The 14,935-nt window shown below is 66.7% G+C and carries 15 protein-coding genes; 9 read left to right on the top strand and 6 right to left on the bottom strand.

Annotated features, from left to right (window positions below; translation table 11 throughout):
- Positions 1–151: 151 nt before the first annotated feature.
- From A9J21_RS29715 to paoC, 6 genes are all read left to right on the top strand, one after another.
- Positions 152–961: a P-loop NTPase gene (locus A9J21_RS29715; protein ID WP_066742550.1), complete on the top strand. Its 810-nt coding sequence runs from the start codon at positions 152–154 to the stop codon at positions 959–961.
- A 109-nt stretch (positions 962–1,070) separates the two neighbouring features.
- Positions 1,071–1,787, top strand: a complete 717-nt coding sequence (locus tag A9J21_RS29710) for an RNA polymerase sigma factor FliA (RefSeq protein ID WP_066742547.1) — start codon at positions 1,071–1,073, stop codon at positions 1,785–1,787.
- On the top strand, positions 1,787–2,245 hold the full coding sequence (locus A9J21_RS29705; protein ID WP_066742538.1) for a flagellar protein FlhE: 459 nt from the start codon (positions 1,787–1,789) through the stop codon (positions 2,243–2,245). Before A9J21_RS29710 ends, A9J21_RS29705 begins: the two co-directional genes overlap by 1 nt.
- 277 nt (positions 2,246–2,522) lie before the next feature.
- Entirely contained in the window at positions 2,523–3,179 is a 657-nt protein-coding gene (gene paoA, locus A9J21_RS29700) for an aldehyde dehydrogenase iron-sulfur subunit PaoA (RefSeq protein WP_066742535.1), read from the top strand.
- Positions 3,176–4,135 (top strand): xanthine dehydrogenase family protein subunit M, encoded by a 960-nt coding sequence (locus A9J21_RS29695; RefSeq protein WP_066742532.1) that lies wholly within the window; start codon positions 3,176–3,178, stop codon positions 4,133–4,135. The genes paoA and A9J21_RS29695 overlap by 4 nt, the downstream gene beginning before the upstream one ends.
- Entirely contained in the window at positions 4,132–6,324 is a 2,193-nt protein-coding gene (gene paoC / locus A9J21_RS29690) for an aldehyde oxidoreductase molybdenum-binding subunit PaoC (protein WP_066742524.1), read from the top strand. Before A9J21_RS29695 ends, paoC begins: the two co-directional genes overlap by 4 nt.
- A gap of 17 nt (positions 6,325–6,341) precedes the next feature.
- On the opposite strand, the gene A9J21_RS29685 is transcribed toward paoC, so the two are convergent.
- From A9J21_RS29685 to A9J21_RS29665, 5 genes are all read right to left on the bottom strand, one after another.
- A complete protein-coding gene (locus tag A9J21_RS29685; RefSeq protein WP_066742522.1) occupies positions 6,342–6,839 on the bottom strand; it encodes a MarR family winged helix-turn-helix transcriptional regulator in 498 nt (165 codons plus the stop codon).
- A gap of 2 nt (positions 6,840–6,841) precedes the next feature.
- Complete coding sequence (locus A9J21_RS29680; protein WP_066742519.1) at positions 6,842–7,336, bottom strand: DUF3237 domain-containing protein; 495 nt, start codon at positions 7,334–7,336, stop codon at positions 6,842–6,844.
- Positions 7,333–8,484 (bottom strand): ABC transporter substrate-binding protein, encoded by a 1,152-nt coding sequence (locus A9J21_RS29675; RefSeq protein WP_066742517.1) that lies wholly within the window; start codon positions 8,482–8,484, stop codon positions 7,333–7,335. Before A9J21_RS29675 ends, A9J21_RS29680 begins: the two co-directional genes overlap by 4 nt.
- A 35-nt stretch (positions 8,485–8,519) precedes the next feature.
- Positions 8,520–9,779 (bottom strand): flavin-dependent oxidoreductase, encoded by a 1,260-nt coding sequence (locus A9J21_RS29670; RefSeq protein ID WP_066742514.1) that lies wholly within the window; start codon positions 9,777–9,779, stop codon positions 8,520–8,522.
- Positions 9,780–9,861: 82 nt separating this feature from the next.
- Positions 9,862–11,097, bottom strand: a complete 1,236-nt coding sequence (locus A9J21_RS29665) for an FAD-binding oxidoreductase (RefSeq protein WP_066742511.1) — start codon at positions 11,095–11,097, stop codon at positions 9,862–9,864.
- A gap of 230 nt (positions 11,098–11,327) precedes the next feature.
- Here A9J21_RS29665 and A9J21_RS29660 point away from each other — a divergent pair, with 230 nt between their 5' ends.
- Genes A9J21_RS29660 through A9J21_RS29650 form a run of 3 tightly spaced genes read left to right on the top strand, consistent with a single transcriptional unit; the run spans position 11,328 to position 13,796 of the window.
- On the top strand, positions 11,328–12,365 hold the full coding sequence (locus tag A9J21_RS29660; RefSeq protein ID WP_066742508.1) for an ABC transporter substrate-binding protein: 1,038 nt from the start codon (positions 11,328–11,330) through the stop codon (positions 12,363–12,365).
- 10 nt (positions 12,366–12,375) lie between these two features.
- Complete coding sequence (locus A9J21_RS29655) at positions 12,376–13,338, top strand: isopenicillin N synthase family oxygenase (protein ID WP_066742507.1); 963 nt, start codon at positions 12,376–12,378, stop codon at positions 13,336–13,338.
- A complete protein-coding gene (locus A9J21_RS29650; protein ID WP_066742505.1) occupies positions 13,335–13,796 on the top strand; it encodes a VOC family protein in 462 nt (153 codons plus the stop codon). Before A9J21_RS29655 ends, A9J21_RS29650 begins: the two co-directional genes overlap by 4 nt.
- 42 nt (positions 13,797–13,838) lie before the next feature.
- Here A9J21_RS29650 and A9J21_RS29645 read toward each other — a convergent pair whose 3' ends face one another.
- Positions 13,839–14,930: a porin gene (locus A9J21_RS29645; RefSeq protein WP_066742503.1), complete on the bottom strand. Its 1,092-nt coding sequence runs from the start codon at positions 14,928–14,930 to the stop codon at positions 13,839–13,841.
- Positions 14,931–14,935 lie beyond the last annotated feature (5 nt).

The raw sequence follows: 14,935 nt of genomic DNA, 5'->3' as shown, positions 1-14,935 counted from the left end.
GCCCATGCCGATGATGGAAGACGCGCCGGAGCCGGCCGCGTCTGCAATGCATGCGATGGCGGCCATGGACACCATGGACACCATGGACGCGCTGGACGCCATCGACGCCACGCCGCAGCTTGCGGCCGCCGGGGAGTAAGCGTTGAACACGATGGCCTCGGATCAGGCCGAAAGCCTGCGCCGCCTGCTGGCGCCGCGCGTCACGCGGCGTATCGCCGTGGTGGGCGCGGAGCAGGGTGTCGGCACCACCACGGTGGCGCTGGGCCTTGCCAATGCGCTGGCGATGCAGGGTGAGCGCGTGCTGCTGGCCGATGAAGACATGTACGGCGCGCGGGCAATGCGCCTGGCCGGTGCCGCACCGGCCGCCACGCTGGCCGATGTGCTGGACGGCCGTGCGCCGCTGGCCGCTGCGGCCGGCACGCGCGGTGCCAGCGGTATTGCCGTATTGCAGGCGGGCGCGATTGCCGCCCGCCCTGACGAACGGGCGCTGGCGGCGCGGCTGCCTGACGTGCGTTCGATGCTGGTCGATGCCCGCCGCGATGTCACCGGCGCGCTGTCGCCGCTGGCCGGCATGGCCCACAACTTCGTGATCGTCATGCGCCCCGAGGCCACGTCGATCACCGCCGCCTATGCATGCATCAAGCGGCTGCATCACGAATACGCATGCCGTCACTTCCAGCTGGTCGTCAACCTGGCGGCCGCGGAAGGAACGGTCACGGCGCTCGCGCGCAACCTGGCCCGCACCGCGAGCCAGTACCTGGGCGTGGAGGCCAGCCTGGCAGGGTACCTGCCGATGGACCCGCTGGTGGCGCGTGCGCTCCAGCTGGGACGGTGCGTGGTGGAGGCGTACCCCGCCGCCGCGGCCACCGGTGCGTTGCGGCACATCGCCAGCGGTATCGGCGCATGGCCGCTGCGTCACGACGCATCGTCCCTGGGAATGGCCCCGGCCATTGCCGCATAAACGCAAGAACAAGAAGTCTCGACAAGACCGGAAACTCAGCCTGCCAGCCGCCGATTCTCAGCCTCTCCGGCGCTGGCACAAACAGTAAGCATTTAACGAGAGTTCCACCATGTATACGATTCAGGGAAAGCTCGAGCAGGCGGACGTGGTCAAGTCACATGCGCCGCTGGTGCGGCGCATCGCGCTGCAGCTGGCGGCCAAGCTGCCCGCCAGCGTGCAGATCGACGACCTGATACAGGCCGGCATGATCGGCCTGCTCGACGCCGCCAAGCGCTACGAAGACAACCATGGCGCCCGGTTCGAGACCTACGCAAGCCAGCGCATTCGCGGTGCCATGCTCGACGAGGTGCGTGCCAACGACTGGCAATCGCGCAGCCTGCGCCAGTTCACGCGCAAGATCGAGCGCACGCAGCGCCAGCTGGAGCAGAAGCTTGGCCGTACGCCGATCGATTCCGAGGTGGCCAAGGAACTGGAGATGCCGCTCGAGGAATACCAGGAGCTGCTCAACGAGGTCTATGGCTGCCAGCTGCTGCACTACGAGGATTTCGAGCGCTCGGGCGAGGAGGATTTCCTCGATCGCCATCTGGGTGTCACCGACGATGCCAACCCGCTGACCGTGCTGATGGAGTCGGGCATGCGCGAGGCGCTGATCCGTGCCATCGACAAGCTGCCCGAGCGCGAGAAGCTGGTGCTGTCGCTGTGCTACGACCAGGAACTGAACCTGCGCGAAATCGGCGCGGTGCTGGAAGTGACCGAATCGCGCGTGTGCCAGATCCGCAGCCAGGCCATCGGACGCCTGCGCACCCAGTTGCGCGGGATGCTGTGATGCGACGCGCCCTGGTCCTGGCCGTGCTGTGCGCGATGGGTCCAGTGGCGGCCCACGCGCAGACCTACGCGCCGGTCTTCACGAAAGCCACCTATGAACTGACCGGCTCGCGCTTTGCGTGGACGGCATCGTCGGTGGGGCCGCAGATCGCGAACAAGGGCCAGCGTGCCCTGTCTTCGCCCGTGGTGCCGCTGGCAACGATGCCGCAGGCCATGGGCCGCATCACGTCCGTACGCTGGCGCTACAGCTTCACGCGCACGCCGCCCGTGGACCTGCAGGCGTACCTGTGCAATGCCGACCGCTGCGTATTGCTGTCGGGCGCCGAGGGCAAGACCGATGCCTTTGTCGGCGACGATGCCACCAAGGGCTTCGTCTTCGCGTATCGCGTACCGGGCCAGGGCGGACTCACGCCGATGCTCCAGGGCCGCAGCAACGAGGTGACCGTCAGCTACCGCTGAGATCCCGCGTCTTCACCGGCCATCCCTGGCCGACCGGATCCACACAGATCTTCCCGCCTGGCCGCTGGCGCCCGCGCCGCCGGTGGCACGCTTCATGCGCCTTTCCGCCCAGGTAACGTGCGGCAAGCGCGACATTTGTCCCCTGTGCAATCCGTGTGCATATTTCCCGCGGCATTGTGTCTGCAATGCCCGCTGGCGCCATGTAATTCCTACGTGCAAGTCCCGCCACGTTGCCATCCTCTGTCCGTCATCTGTCAGCCAGAAAGGATCCAACGACATGGAAGATTTCAGCGACATCAAGCTCTCGCGGCGGGAATTCGTGATGGCAGGCGCGGCTTCGGTGAGTGCCGCCGCCTTGCCCGCCGGGGCTGCCTCCGCCACCGCGCGTGCACCGGCGGTAGCGCCCGCCGCCCTGAAGCCGGTGGCTTCCGATGTATCGTTCATCGTCAACGGGCAACCGCGCTCGCTGACGCTGGACACGCGCACCACCCTGCTGGATGCGCTGCGCGAACACCTGCACCTGTCCGGCACCAAGAAGGGCTGTGACCACGGCCAGTGCGGCGCGTGCACGGTGATCGTCGATGGCCGGCGCCTCAATTCGTGCCTGACGCTGGCGGTCATGCACGAGGGCGCCCGGATCACCACGGTGGAAGGGCTCGGCACGCCGAACAACATGCATCCGATGCAGGTGGCCTTCGTCAAGCATGACGGCTACCAGTGCGGCTATTGCACGCCGGGCCAGATCTGCTCGGCCGTTGCCGTGCTGGACGAGGTGCGCGCCGGTATCCCGAGCCACGTCACGCCAGACCTGAACACGCGGCCGCACCTGTCGCCAGGAGAAATCCGCGAGCGGATGAGCGGCAATATCTGCCGTTGCGGCGCGTATTCGAACATCCTCGATGCCATTACCGAGGTTGCGGGGAGCCAGACATGAACCCCTTTACCTATGAGCGCGCGACCACGCCCGCCGACGCGGCGGCAGCCGCCATGAAGACGCCGGGTGCCCGCTTTATCGCCGGCGGCACCAACCTGCTCGACCTGATGAAGCTTGGCATCGAATCGCCGATGCACCTGATCGATGTGAACGGACTTGCGCTGGACAAGATCGAGCCATTGCAGCAAGGCGGCCTGCGCATCGGCGCGCTGGTGCGCAATACCGACCTGGCGGCCGACCCGCGCGTGCGCCGCGATTACGGCGTGCTGTCGCGTGCGTTGCTGGCGGGCGCGTCCGGCCAGCTGCGCAACCGCGCCACCACGGCCGGCAACCTGCTGCAGCGCACGCGCTGTCCCTATTTCTACGACACCGCCCAGCCGTGCAACAAGCGCCAGCCCGGCAGCGGCTGCGCGGCGCTTGGCGGCTTCAGCCGGCAGCTGGCCGTGATCGGCGGCAGCAACGCGTGCATTGCCACGCATCCCAGCGACATGGCCGTGGCGATGCGTGTGCTGGATGCCAGCGTGGAGACGGTGGGCGCCAATGGCTCGCACCGCGTGATCCCGATTGCCGATTTCCATCGCCTGCCCGGCAATACGCCGCATATCGAAACGGTGCTCGAACGCGGCGAGCTGATCACGGCGGTGACACTGCCGCCGCCGGTTGGCGGCACGCAACTCTATCGCAAGGTGCGCGACCGCGCGTCGTACGCGTTTGCACTGGTCTCGGTGGCGGCGATCCTGCAGCGCGACGGCACGGGGCGGGTAGCCCTGGGCGGCGTGGCCCACAAGCCATGGCGGGTGGATGCCGCCGACGCCGAACTGCCGCACGGCCCCACGGCCGTCACGCAGCGATTGCTGGACGGCGCCACACCGCAGCCAGACAACGCGTTCAAGGTGCAACTGGTGCGGCGCACGCTGGCCGCCGTGATCACGCAGGCAAACGGGGCCAAACCATGAAATTCGACACACCCGCCACCACCAATCCCATCGACGCGGGCCGTGTGGTCGGCCAGGCGGTGGACCGCATCGACGGCGCGCGCAAGACCACCGGCACGGCCACCTATGCCTACGAATGGCACGAGGTAGCCCCGAACCCCGCCTATGGCTACGTGGTGGGCGCAGGCATCGGCAAGGGTCGCATCGGCGCCATGCATCTGGACGAGGCTCGCCGCGCGCCTGGCGTGCTGGCGATCGTCACGGCGCAGAACGCCGGGAAGCTGGGCAAGGGCAAGCGCAATACCGCCAGGCTGCTGGGCGGCCCCGAGATCCAGCACTATCATCAGGCCATCGCGCTGGTGGTGGCCGACACGTTCGAGCAGGCCCGCGCCGCCGCGCAGCTGATTCGCGTGGACTATGTGCCGGAGAAGGGCCGCTTCGACCTGGAAGATGCGTGCTGCTGGGCCGGCAAGCCCAAGGAGGATGCGAATCCGGATACGGCAGTGGGCGACTTCGCGGGCGCGTTTGCGGCGGCTCCGGTGCAGCTGGACGCCCGCTACACCACGCCCGATCAGTCGCACTGCATGATGGAGCCGCATGCGTCGATGGCGGCCTGGTCGGGTGACAAGGTCACGGTCTGGACATCGAACCAGATGGTGGCATGGGCCCACGAGGATATGGCGACGACGCTGGGCATCCCGAAGGAAAGGGTGCGCATCGTTTCGCCCTTCATCGGCGGGGGTTTTGGCGGAAAGCTGTTCCTGCGCGCCGAATCGCTGCTGGCCGTGCTGGGCGCACGTGCCGTGCACCGGCCGGTCAAGGTGGCCCTGACGCGCCCGCTGATGCCTAACAACACCACGCACCGGCCCGCCACGATCCAGCGCATCCGCATCGGCGCCAATCGCGACGGCAAGATCACGGCCATCGGCCACGAGAGCTGGTCTGGCGATCTCGAAGGCGGCCAGCCCGAGACTGCCGTGATGCAGACGCGCCTGCTCTACGCCGGCGCCAATCGCATGACGTCGATGCGGCTTGCCACGCTGGACTTGCCCGAAGGCAACGCGATGCGTGCGCCGGGCGAGGCGCCAGGGCTGATGGCGCTGGAAATCGCCATTGACGAGATGGCGGCGAAGCTTGGCATGGACCCCGTGCAGTTCCGCATCCTCAACGACACGCAGGTCGACCCCGAGAAGCCCGAGCGGCCATTTTCGCAACGCCGCTTCGTGGAATGCCTGCGCCTGGGTGCCGAGCGCTTTGGCTGGAGCCGCCGCAATCCGCAACCGGGCTCGATGCGCGAAGGGCAGTGGCTGGTTGGCATGGGCATGGCGTCGGCGTTCCGGAACAACCTGGTGACCAAGTCGGGCGCGCGGGCCAGCATCGATTCCAGCGGGATGGTCGTGGTGGAAACCGACATGACCGACATCGGCACCGGCAGCTACACGATCATCGCGCAGACCGCTGCCGAGATGATGGGCGTGCCGCTAGACCGCGTGGTGGTGCGGCTTGGCGATTCGGCCTTCCCGGTATCGTCGGGGTCGGGCGGCCAGTGGGGTGGCAACAGTTCCACCTCGGGTGTCTATGCGGCTTGCGCGAAGCTGCGCCAGACGGTGGCCGAGCGTGCGGGCCTGAAGGCCGAAGATGCGGTATTCGAGGGTGGGCAGGTGCGCGCTGGCGGACGCAGCGTGCCGCTGGCGCAGTTCGCGGGGGTGTCCGTCGAGGATGCCATCGAGTTTGGCGATCTCGACAAGAAGTACCAGCAGTCCACATTCGGCGGGCATTTCGTGGAGGTGGCGGTCGATCTCGCCACGGCGGAAGTGCGCGTGCAGCGGATGCTGGCCGTGTGCGCTTCCGGGCGGATCCTGAATCCGAAGTCGGCGCGCAGCCAGGTAATCGGGGCCATGACGATGGGTGTTGGCGCGGCGCTGATGGAGGCGCTGCACGTCGACAAGCGCGTGGGCTTCTTTGCCAACCACGACCTGGCAAGCTACGAGGTGCCGGTACACGCCGACATCCCGCACCAGGAGGTTATCTTTCTTGACGAGACCGATCCGATCTCGTCGCCGATGAAGGCCAAGGGGGTGGGCGAACTGGGCATCTGTGGTGTGGCGGCAGCAGTGGTGAATGCCGTGTACCACGCCACCGGCGTGCGCGTGCGCGACTATCCGGTGACGCTGGACAAGCTGCTGGCGGGCATGCCGGTGGTGGCCTGACGGCCGAAGCCCGAAAGCTAGCGCCCCAGCTTTTCCAGCAAGCCCTTCAGCACCGTCTGTTCTTCATCCGACAACCCCGCCGCGATGCGCGCATCATGCGCGCACACGGCGGCGGTCACTTCCTTCAGCGTCTTGCGGCCGGCATCGGTCAGCGCCAGGCCGAACGCCCGCCGGTCGGTGGGCGATGGCAACCGCCTCACCAGATCCATGGACTCCAGCGCGTCCACCAGCAACACGGCGCCGGAGCGCGCGATACCCAGGATGCGCGCCAGATCGGTCAGCTTGAGGTCGGGATTGCGCGCGATGATCTGCAGTGCCGAAAAGCGCGGCGGCGTGATGTTCCACGCGGCCAGCGATGCGACGAAATCCTCGTAGACGCGAATCTGCGCCCGCCGTATCGCGTATCCGACCAGTGAATCGAGCACGCCATAGTCCACGTTCGGCAGGTGAGGCTCGAAGTGGTGGCCGTTGGGATCGGGCGCGAGCGTGTCGCGCGGCTTGCGGGAAGGTGCCATGCCTATCTGACCAGGAAGTATCGCAGCTCGACCCGATCCGGATAGCGCGCGCCTGCCGCGACGAACAGGTGCTGCATCAGCCAGCGATACTGCGGCGCGGCGGTCTCGAAGCGCGGTGCGGTACGGAAATAGATCTCGGAGGGGTCTACCTGTTCGCCACGGTTGAGCCGGGCGATCACGGCGGCGTTGCCGCTGCGCACGCCGGCGTTGACGATATAGATCCGGGCGCCGTCGTCGGTCTCGATCACGTATCGTGCTTCGATATCGGCGGTGGTGACGTCGCTGCCATCGTCATGACGGATCAGCTGGAAGTCGGCCCCGCCAGGCAGGATGCGCCCGTTCAGGCGCGGGCCACGCACCGTGCCAGACAGGATGGGGATCACGCGACGCTGTCCGAGTGATGTGACGCCAACCTCGGTGGGCGCTGCCACCTGCAGGATGAAGTCGGCGACGGGTTCCAGTGTCGGCAGCGCAATGCCGGCATTCGTGGAGATCATTTGACGAGCTTCCAGTTGCCGTTGTCGATGGTCAGCAGCACGCGGCCACGCTGGTCGAAGCCGAAATGGTCCTGCGCGGTGTAGTTCAGCACGCCGTGCGACACCACGATATCGCGCTCGCTTTCCAGCGCATCCTTGAGGGCCTTGCGAAACTCCGGCGTTCCCGGCCTGGCCTTCTTCAGCGCCACCGGCACGATGCGTTGCAGCACCAGACCGGCATCATACGGATGCGCGCCGAACTGCGTGCGGCTCTCGGGGCCATACTGTTTCTCGTAGCGCGTCACGTAGTCCATGCCGGGCTGCTTGACCGGGCTGGAGGCCGGCAACTGCTCGGCCACGATAACCGGTCCAGCCGGCAGGATGGCGCCATTGACCGCCTTGCCGCCGATCCGGATCAGGTCACGCGTGGCGGCGCCGTGGGTCTGGTAGATCGGCCCGGTATAGCCGCGCTCGCGCAACGTGGTGTGCGGCAGTGCCGCACCGGTACCGGCCCCGGCGATCAGTACGGCATCTGCGCGGGCTGCAATCAGCTTTAGCGCCTGGGCCGTGACGCTGGTGTCCGAACGGGCATAGCGCTCGGTGGCAATCACCCGGATGCCGTTGGCCCGCGCCGCCGAGGTGAACTCCTTGAGCCACGTCTCGCCATAGGCATCGGCAAAGCCGATAAACGCCACGGTCTTCACGCCGTTCGCCTTGGCGGCGCCGGCCACGGCATCGGCCATCAACCGCACCGGCTGCGCCAGCCGATACGTCCAGGCACCGCGGCCCGGCTTCAGTTCGATTGGCGAGAACGCCAGTTGTACGGTCTGGCTTTCGTCCGCGACTTCGGAAATCGCAATCGAGGGCGCCACGGCGGATGAGCCGAGAATGATGTCGACCTTGTCTTCCGTGACAAAGCGCCGGGCGATCTTGGTGCCCTGCGTCGGGTCCGAGCCATCGTCCATGACGATGTAGTGAATCTTCTCGCCGGCAATCGACCCGGGCAGGAACGGCATGGTGTTCTTCTGCGGAATGCCGAGCGACGCCGACGGCCCCGTGGACGCGATGCTGACGCCGACGGTCACGTCAGCCTGTGCAGCGCCACTGCCCAGGACCAGGGCAAGGGCGGCCAGTGCAAGGCTGCCGCGAGGGGTACGGAAGTGGGGCATGTTTTGGTCTCCTCCGATCTTGTGCTGCGGATGACTTATGGTTTTCGGGTCTGCAACTGCTGCTGGCCGAAGCCGGCCAGCGTCTTGTAGCGCTGGGAAATGGCCTCGAGTTCGCTGCGCGGGATCACATCGTCGATGCGGGAAAAGCCCTGAGGCGCGCGTGCTTCGGCCAGCTGCATGACCTGCTCGGGGCCGTTCATGCGGTTGCGCAGCACGATGCCCGCCGTGCGCGGCAGCCGTTCGGCCTCGTACTCGCGCAGCGCATAGTCGATGTCGCGCTCGGCAAGCAGGCAGTCGGTCAGGTAGCGGGCATCGACAATGGCTTGCGCGCTGCCATTCGAGCCGATCGGATACATCGGATGCGCGGCGTCGCCCAGCAGCGTGACGCGGCCGAACGTCCAGCGCGGTAATGGGTCCTTGTCGACCATCGGGAACTCGAAGATGGCCTCGGCGCCGTCGATCAGCGCCGGAATGTCGATCCAGTCCCAGCGCCAGCGCTCGAACGCGTCCAGAAAGACCGACTTGTCGACCTGCCGGTTCCAGTCGCTGCGCGGTGGGGTGTCGGGGTAGTCGTCGGGTACGCGCAGTTCGGCAATCCAGTTGATACGCGACCGGCCCTGCGCGCGCAGGGGCTCCGAAATCGGGTATGCCACGAACTTCTGGTCCTGATGGCCCGCCATGAACATCGAGCGGCCGTCGAGATAGGGCGCGGCGTCGGTGGTGGCGCGCCACAGCAAGCGGCGCGAGAACCGGGGCGCATCGCCTGTCGGGTAGAAATAGCGGCGTACCGCCGAGTGAATGCCGTCCGCGCCAACCAGCACATCGGCGGTGGCTTCGACCAAGGCATCGTCGCTGCGGCGCCGCAGCGTGAAACGCGCCGGGCCGCCATTGCCGCCGGTGCTGACGATCGACTCCAGCGCATGGCCGGCATGCACGCGGTCGGCTCCCAGTCGGGCCAGCGCGGTCTGGTACAGCAACATCTGGAATTCGCCGCGATGCACGGAGAACTGCGGCCAGTCATACCCGGCCGCGCGTCCGCGCGGCTCATGCCAGATCTGCTGGCCGAGCTTGTTGTAGTACGACAGTGACGAGGTCTCGATGGCGATGCGTGCCAGGTCGTCCTGCAAGCCCAGCAGGGACAGCTCGCGTACCGCATGCGGCAGCAGGTTGATGCCGACGCCCAGCGGCCGCAGCGCTTCGCTGGCCTCCCAGACTTCGACATCGAACCCTTGTTGATGACAGAGCAGGGCAAGCGTGAGCCCGCCGATACCGCCGCCGGCGATCGCGATCTTCATATGTCTCTCCCCGGCGCCGCCGCCGAATTGTTCTACTGTATAACTAATTGCCGGCAAGGGGATCTAGCGATTTCCCTGAGCGTCACGTGCCAAGCAGCGTGTCGGCGATCCGTTCGGCGGTGGGGATGGAGTCGGTCAGCCCCAGATGACCATGACCAACGGCGAGCCACAGGCCGCGGTGTCCATGGGCCTGACCGACCACGGGCACCGAATCCGGCATGCAGGGACGGTGGCCCATCCAGGTGGTGACCGCGCTGTGCTCCAGGCCCTTGAAGGTCTGTCGCGCGATCCCTTCCAGGATGGCGGCGCGGCGCGGATCGGGCGGGCGCTTCAGTCCCGCGATCTCGACGGTGCCACCGACGCGCAGCCCTTCTTCCATGGGCGTGACGAAGATCTTGTGGTCGGTCAGCACCACGGTGCGCGACACCACATCGCGCATGCCCGTGAACTGCACGTGGTAGCCGCGCTGGCTCTCCAGTTGCAGCCGTACGCCGAGCGGGTCGAGCAGATGTCGTGACCAGGCGCCGGCCGCCACGACCACGTGGTCGGCGGCATGTGTGCCGTTCGGCCCATGCAGCATCCAGCCGCCGGTGCCGGGGGTGATCCGCTGGATATCGTCAAGCACAAGCTGACCGCCGCGCGACACGAACGCATCGGCAACCGCGCGCGTATAGCGCCCGGGATTCAGGATGGTGCCGTGATCGGCCAGATAGATCGCGGCCTGATAGCGTGCGGCGACACCGGGCTCCAATGCGTCGATGCCGGAACGATCGAGTGTCTCGAACCGGAAGCCAAACCGCTGACGGAGTTGCCACGCCGCACCATCGGCCTGCAGCGCCGCCGCGTTGGGATAGAGATGCAGATGACCACGCCGCATGAACAGCTCGGGCACGCCGATCTCGCGCGCCAGGGCCTCGTGCTTGTCGACGGCCCCCGCATGCAGCGCCGCCAGCGCGGCGGCCGCGCGCTCGACGCGCTCCGGCGTGGCGGACAGTACGAAACGCGCGAGCCACGGCGCGGCGGCCGGCAGATAGCTCAGCGGCAGGCGCAGCGGACTCTCGGGATCGGCCAGCATCTTTGGTACCGACGCCAGCACGCCCGGCATCGCCAGCGGCGCAATGGAACTGACACTGATCGCCCCTGAATTGCCGTAGCTGCAGCCACTGGCCGGCCCCTCCCGATCAATCAGCGTCACCGTCGCGCCACGCTTGCGCAGCATCAACGCGATGCAACTGCCGACAATGCCGGCGCCAATCACCGCGATGCGCGGGGCAGATGAGGTGGAGGAGGGAGTGGGGGCGGAAATGGGGGCAGTCATGGCGCCACAAGGTACTGCCTAATGCGCCACAGGGCAAGCTGTTGCGCCGTCCCGGCGCATGCTGTCCGCCGTGATGCCGCATCGCGGTGCAATCCTCGCGCCATTTCCGTGAATGTGGGTGGCACGGAACCTGCTGCACAGGAAGCCGGAGAGTAGAAGCGTTCAGCGGCCCGCGCCGCCCGGAAATTGCTCGCCAATATGCCCACGCATCTGTTTCCGGAGCTCTCTCTATGCGCCGCCGTTCCTTTCTGCGCGCCACTGGCGCCACTGCCATTTCATCGCTGTTCGCCGCACCGGCCATCGTGCGCGCCACCGGCTCGTTGCAGAAGTTCAAGTTCAATCTCGGCTGGAAGGTGGAAGCTTCCGGCGCCGGGTTCCTGCTGGCGCTGCAGCGCGGCTACTACAAGGACGCGGGGCTCGATGTCGTGATCGACACCGGCAACGGGTCGGCGTCGGCCATCAGCCTGGTTGCGGGCGGCGCCTACGACTGTGCATCGGCCGACCTGGCGGCGATGATCGAGTTCAATGCTGCCAATCCGGCCTCCGCGCTGAAGGCGGTGGCGATCCAGTACGACCTGAATCCGAATGCGGTGATCGTGCGCAAGGGCGGCGGCATCGTCAAACCTGGCGATCTGGCGGGGAAGGCGATTCTTGGGCAGCCGTTCAACGCGTCGCGCAAGCTGTTCCCGGTGTTCGCCAAGGCACAGGGCTTTGATCCTTCGACGATCAAGTGGGAAAGCGTGACTCCGGACATTGGCGATACGCGCTTCGTGAAGGGAGACTTCGATGCCGCCGCCTACTTCTATTTCACTGGCTTGCTGAACCTGAAGGCGCGTGGCATGGGGCCGGAGAAGCTGACCGTCTTCCGCTTCTCCGACTACGGCATGAAGTCGTACGGTAACGGCCTGGTAGCCAATCGCAAGAGCATGGCGGAACAGCCGGAAGCCATGAAGGCATTCGTCAAGGCGTCCACGCGCGGCTGGATCGAGGCCATGGCAGACCCGAAAGCCGGTGCTGCCGCAGTCAAGGCTCGCGAGCCGCTGGCCGATCAGACGCTGGAGTTCGAACGGCTGAAGCTGATCGTCGATGGCGCGATGCGCACGCCCGATACGTTGCGCGACGGATGGGGCGCCGCCACGCAGGCGCGGCTGCAGGCGACGGTGGACGAAACCGTGGGCGCCTTCGGTATCAAGCCGGGTATGACCGTGGCCGATATCTGGACCGACCAGTTCCTGCCGTCGGCAGCAGACCGGAAGCTCAAGGCCTGAGGGAGCGCACATGTCGATTCCCGTTATCGATCTTGCCGATGCGCTGGTGCCCGGCGGCCCGCGCAGTACCGATGTGGCACAGATGTTCCGTGGGGCCGCCATGTCGTCGGGCTTCTTCTATGTCCGCAACCATGGCGTGGCGCCAGAGATGATCGCAGGCCAATTCGCGCTGGCCGAGGCACTGCTCGACCTTCCGGTTGCCACGCGGCAGGCGCTGGCGATGGCGAATTCGCCCACCATGCGCGGCTTCGAGAATCTGGGCGATCAACGGCTCGATGCCGCCGCCAGGCCCGACCTGAAGGAGAGCTTCTACTGCGGCATGGCCTATCCGGACGATCACCCCTACGTGCTGGCGGGCTACCAGACCTACGGTCACAACCAGTGGCCTGCCGAACTGCCGCATGCGCCGGCGCAGTGCCAGGCGTATATCGATGCCATGCTCGTGCTGTCGCGCCGGCTTATGCAGCTGATGGCGCTATCGCTCGATCTGCCTGAGCCCTACTTCGACCATACGAGCGAAAGCCCGATGGTGACACTGCGCATGATCCGCTACCCCGCCCATCCGGCCGATGCCGATGCGCGGACCTTCGGCGCCGGCGCCCATACGGATTGGGGGGCGGTGACGATTCTGGCGCAGGACGCGCATGGCGGACTGGAAGTCCAGATGCCGGACGGCGATTGGGTACCGGCCACGCCAATGCCGGGCTGCTTTGTCGTGAATCTGGGCGACATGGTGCCGCGCTGGACCAATGGCCGCTACCACTCGAACCCGCACCGCGTGCGCAACGTCCACTCGGGCGGCGCCCCGCGCTATTCGATCCCGTTCTTCTACGAGCCCGACTATCTTGCCCGTATCGAACCGGTGCCGGGCACGCTGCAGGATGGCGAGACACCGCGCTTCGCGCCCTGCACCGCGGGCGAGCACCTGACGGAGATGTACCGGAAAACCTACGTGCCCGAGGTGCCGGCATGAAGCTCTGGTTCAACCTGCTGTGTCGCGATATCGACGCGCAGTTCGCGTTCTACCAGCAACTGCTTGGCCTGCCCGAGGCCGCACAGAGCCGCTCGCCAATCTACCGTGCACTGGAAACGCCAACCTTCCAGTTCGGGTTCAATGCGGCGGCGGCGTATGAACTGCTGGGGTTGGGGCGCAGAAAGCCGGTGGACGACAGCCTTGCCCCGGCGATCGCGTACCCGACTTTCATGGTGGCGAGGCCTGAAGCCGTCGACAAGGCTTCCAGCCTCACCGAAGCGTCGGGCGGCAAGATCGTCAAGCCCCCCTTCGCCACGTATTACGGCCAATGGCAAACGGTTCTGGAAGATCCGGAGCGCAACGTATTCCGCGTGGCGTGCGAGGTGCTGCCCGAGGGCGTCGAGGCCACGGCGCTTGAATCAATGACAGACAAAAAAACCCACACCCGTCAGCACTGACGGCGTGTGGGCAGCTGGAGCTCCCCGTGTGTCGCGACGAGGTCAGAAGACGTGTTTGATGCCGAGCATGGCGCCAAGCTGGGTGCCGCCGGCCACGGGGCTGGCGCCCGTTGATGCGCTGTCCACCGACAGGGCGAGCTTGCCGCCGTTGTCGATGTAGCCGAACGTGGAGTACACCGAGGTGCGCTTCGAGAACGCGTAGCTGGCGCGTACGGCGCCAAGCCAGGCGCGGTCTGAGCTGTGGAGGTAGTCGAGGTAGTACGCCTCGCCCGACAGCGTGATCTGTGGCGTGATGTCGTAGGCAACGCCCGCGTAGTACATGTTGCTGCGCGGCGTGGTCAGTGCGCCGTTGCGGCGCGCCAGCCATCCGGCGCCGATCTTGGCGTGGCCCACCAGCATGTAGCCGCCGATGGTGGCGCGGTCGTCCTTGAGTTCGCTCGATGTCAGGCCGGCGAAGGCGCCCGGGCCGCCACGCAGCGAATCGTAGGCGCCCAGCACGCCCCACCAGTTGGTTTCGTAGCCGAGCATGGCCGACCATTCGCGGCAGGTGGTCATGTTGCCCGGGGTCTCGCCCGCGCAGTTGGTGCCAGACGGGCTGGGGCCGGCATTGACCGAATCGCGGCCGAAGCTGTAGGTTGCGCCCACCGTGAATCCGCCGAACTTGCCCTTGTAGCCGATGGCGTTGTCGGCACGGGCATTGGGCAGGTAGTTGTCGAGCGAGCTGGAGCCATAGGCGTTGGGGCCCAGGATGTCGCTGTCGAGCATGGCCCAGAACAGCATCGTGTACTGGCGGCCCAGGCTGATCTGGCCCCAGTTGCCGCTCAGGCCCACCCACGCTTGCCGTCCGAACAGGCGGCCGCCCTGGTTGGTGACACCGCTGTCAGGCGCAAAGCCCGATTCCAGCACGAAGTTGGCCTTCATGCCGCCGCCAAGGTCCTCGGTACCGCGCAGGCCCCAGCGCGACGGCACGGTGCCGCTCAGGTTGGCCATCTTCACCACGGAATTGCCGGCCGTGCCGACGTGGTTCAGGTACTCGATGCCCGTATCGATAACGCCATACAGCGTCACGGACTGGGCCTGCGCCAGGGCGGGCAGCCCAAGCGCGATCGAAAACGCCAGGTGGCGCAGTTTCATCGTTT

Source organism: Cupriavidus sp. D384, from assembly GCF_001652915.1.
Classification (GTDB): domain Bacteria; phylum Pseudomonadota; class Gammaproteobacteria; order Burkholderiales; family Burkholderiaceae; genus Cupriavidus.
Note: the sequence above shows the minus strand (reverse complement) of the source record. Positions and strands in the feature narration are given on the sequence as shown.

Bases quoted from the DNA above. Each gene is read 5' to 3' on its own strand.
- A9J21_RS29715 (WP_066742550.1), top strand. From the start codon at position 152: ATGGCCTCGGATCAGGCCGAAAGCCTGCGCCGCCTGCTGGCGCCGCGC.
- A9J21_RS29710 (WP_066742547.1), top strand. From the start codon at position 1,071: ATGTATACGATTCAGGGAAAGCTCGAGCAGGCGGACGTGGTCAAGTCA.
- A9J21_RS29705 (WP_066742538.1), top strand. From the start codon at position 1,787: ATGCGACGCGCCCTGGTCCTGGCCGTGCTGTGCGCGATGGGTCCAGTG.
- paoA (WP_066742535.1), top strand. From the start codon at position 2,523: ATGGAAGATTTCAGCGACATCAAGCTCTCGCGGCGGGAATTCGTGATG.
- A9J21_RS29695 (WP_066742532.1), top strand. From the start codon at position 3,176: ATGAACCCCTTTACCTATGAGCGCGCGACCACGCCCGCCGACGCGGCG.
- paoC (WP_066742524.1), top strand. From the start codon at position 4,132: ATGAAATTCGACACACCCGCCACCACCAATCCCATCGACGCGGGCCGT.
- A9J21_RS29685 (WP_066742522.1), bottom strand. From the start codon at position 6,839: ATGGCACCTTCCCGCAAGCCGCGCGACACGCTCGCGCCCGATCCCAAC.
- A9J21_RS29680 (WP_066742519.1), bottom strand. From the start codon at position 7,336: ATGATCTCCACGAATGCCGGCATTGCGCTGCCGACACTGGAACCCGTC.
- A9J21_RS29675 (WP_066742517.1), bottom strand. From the start codon at position 8,484: ATGCCCCACTTCCGTACCCCTCGCGGCAGCCTTGCACTGGCCGCCCTT.
- A9J21_RS29670 (WP_066742514.1), bottom strand. From the start codon at position 9,779: ATGAAGATCGCGATCGCCGGCGGCGGTATCGGCGGGCTCACGCTTGCC.
- A9J21_RS29665 (WP_066742511.1), bottom strand. From the start codon at position 11,097: ATGACTGCCCCCATTTCCGCCCCCACTCCCTCCTCCACCTCATCTGCC.
- A9J21_RS29660 (WP_066742508.1), top strand. From the start codon at position 11,328: ATGCGCCGCCGTTCCTTTCTGCGCGCCACTGGCGCCACTGCCATTTCA.
- A9J21_RS29655 (WP_066742507.1), top strand. From the start codon at position 12,376: ATGTCGATTCCCGTTATCGATCTTGCCGATGCGCTGGTGCCCGGCGGC.
- A9J21_RS29650 (WP_066742505.1), top strand. From the start codon at position 13,335: ATGAAGCTCTGGTTCAACCTGCTGTGTCGCGATATCGACGCGCAGTTC.
- A9J21_RS29645 (WP_066742503.1), bottom strand. From the start codon at position 14,930: ATGAAACTGCGCCACCTGGCGTTTTCGATCGCGCTTGGGCTGCCCGCC.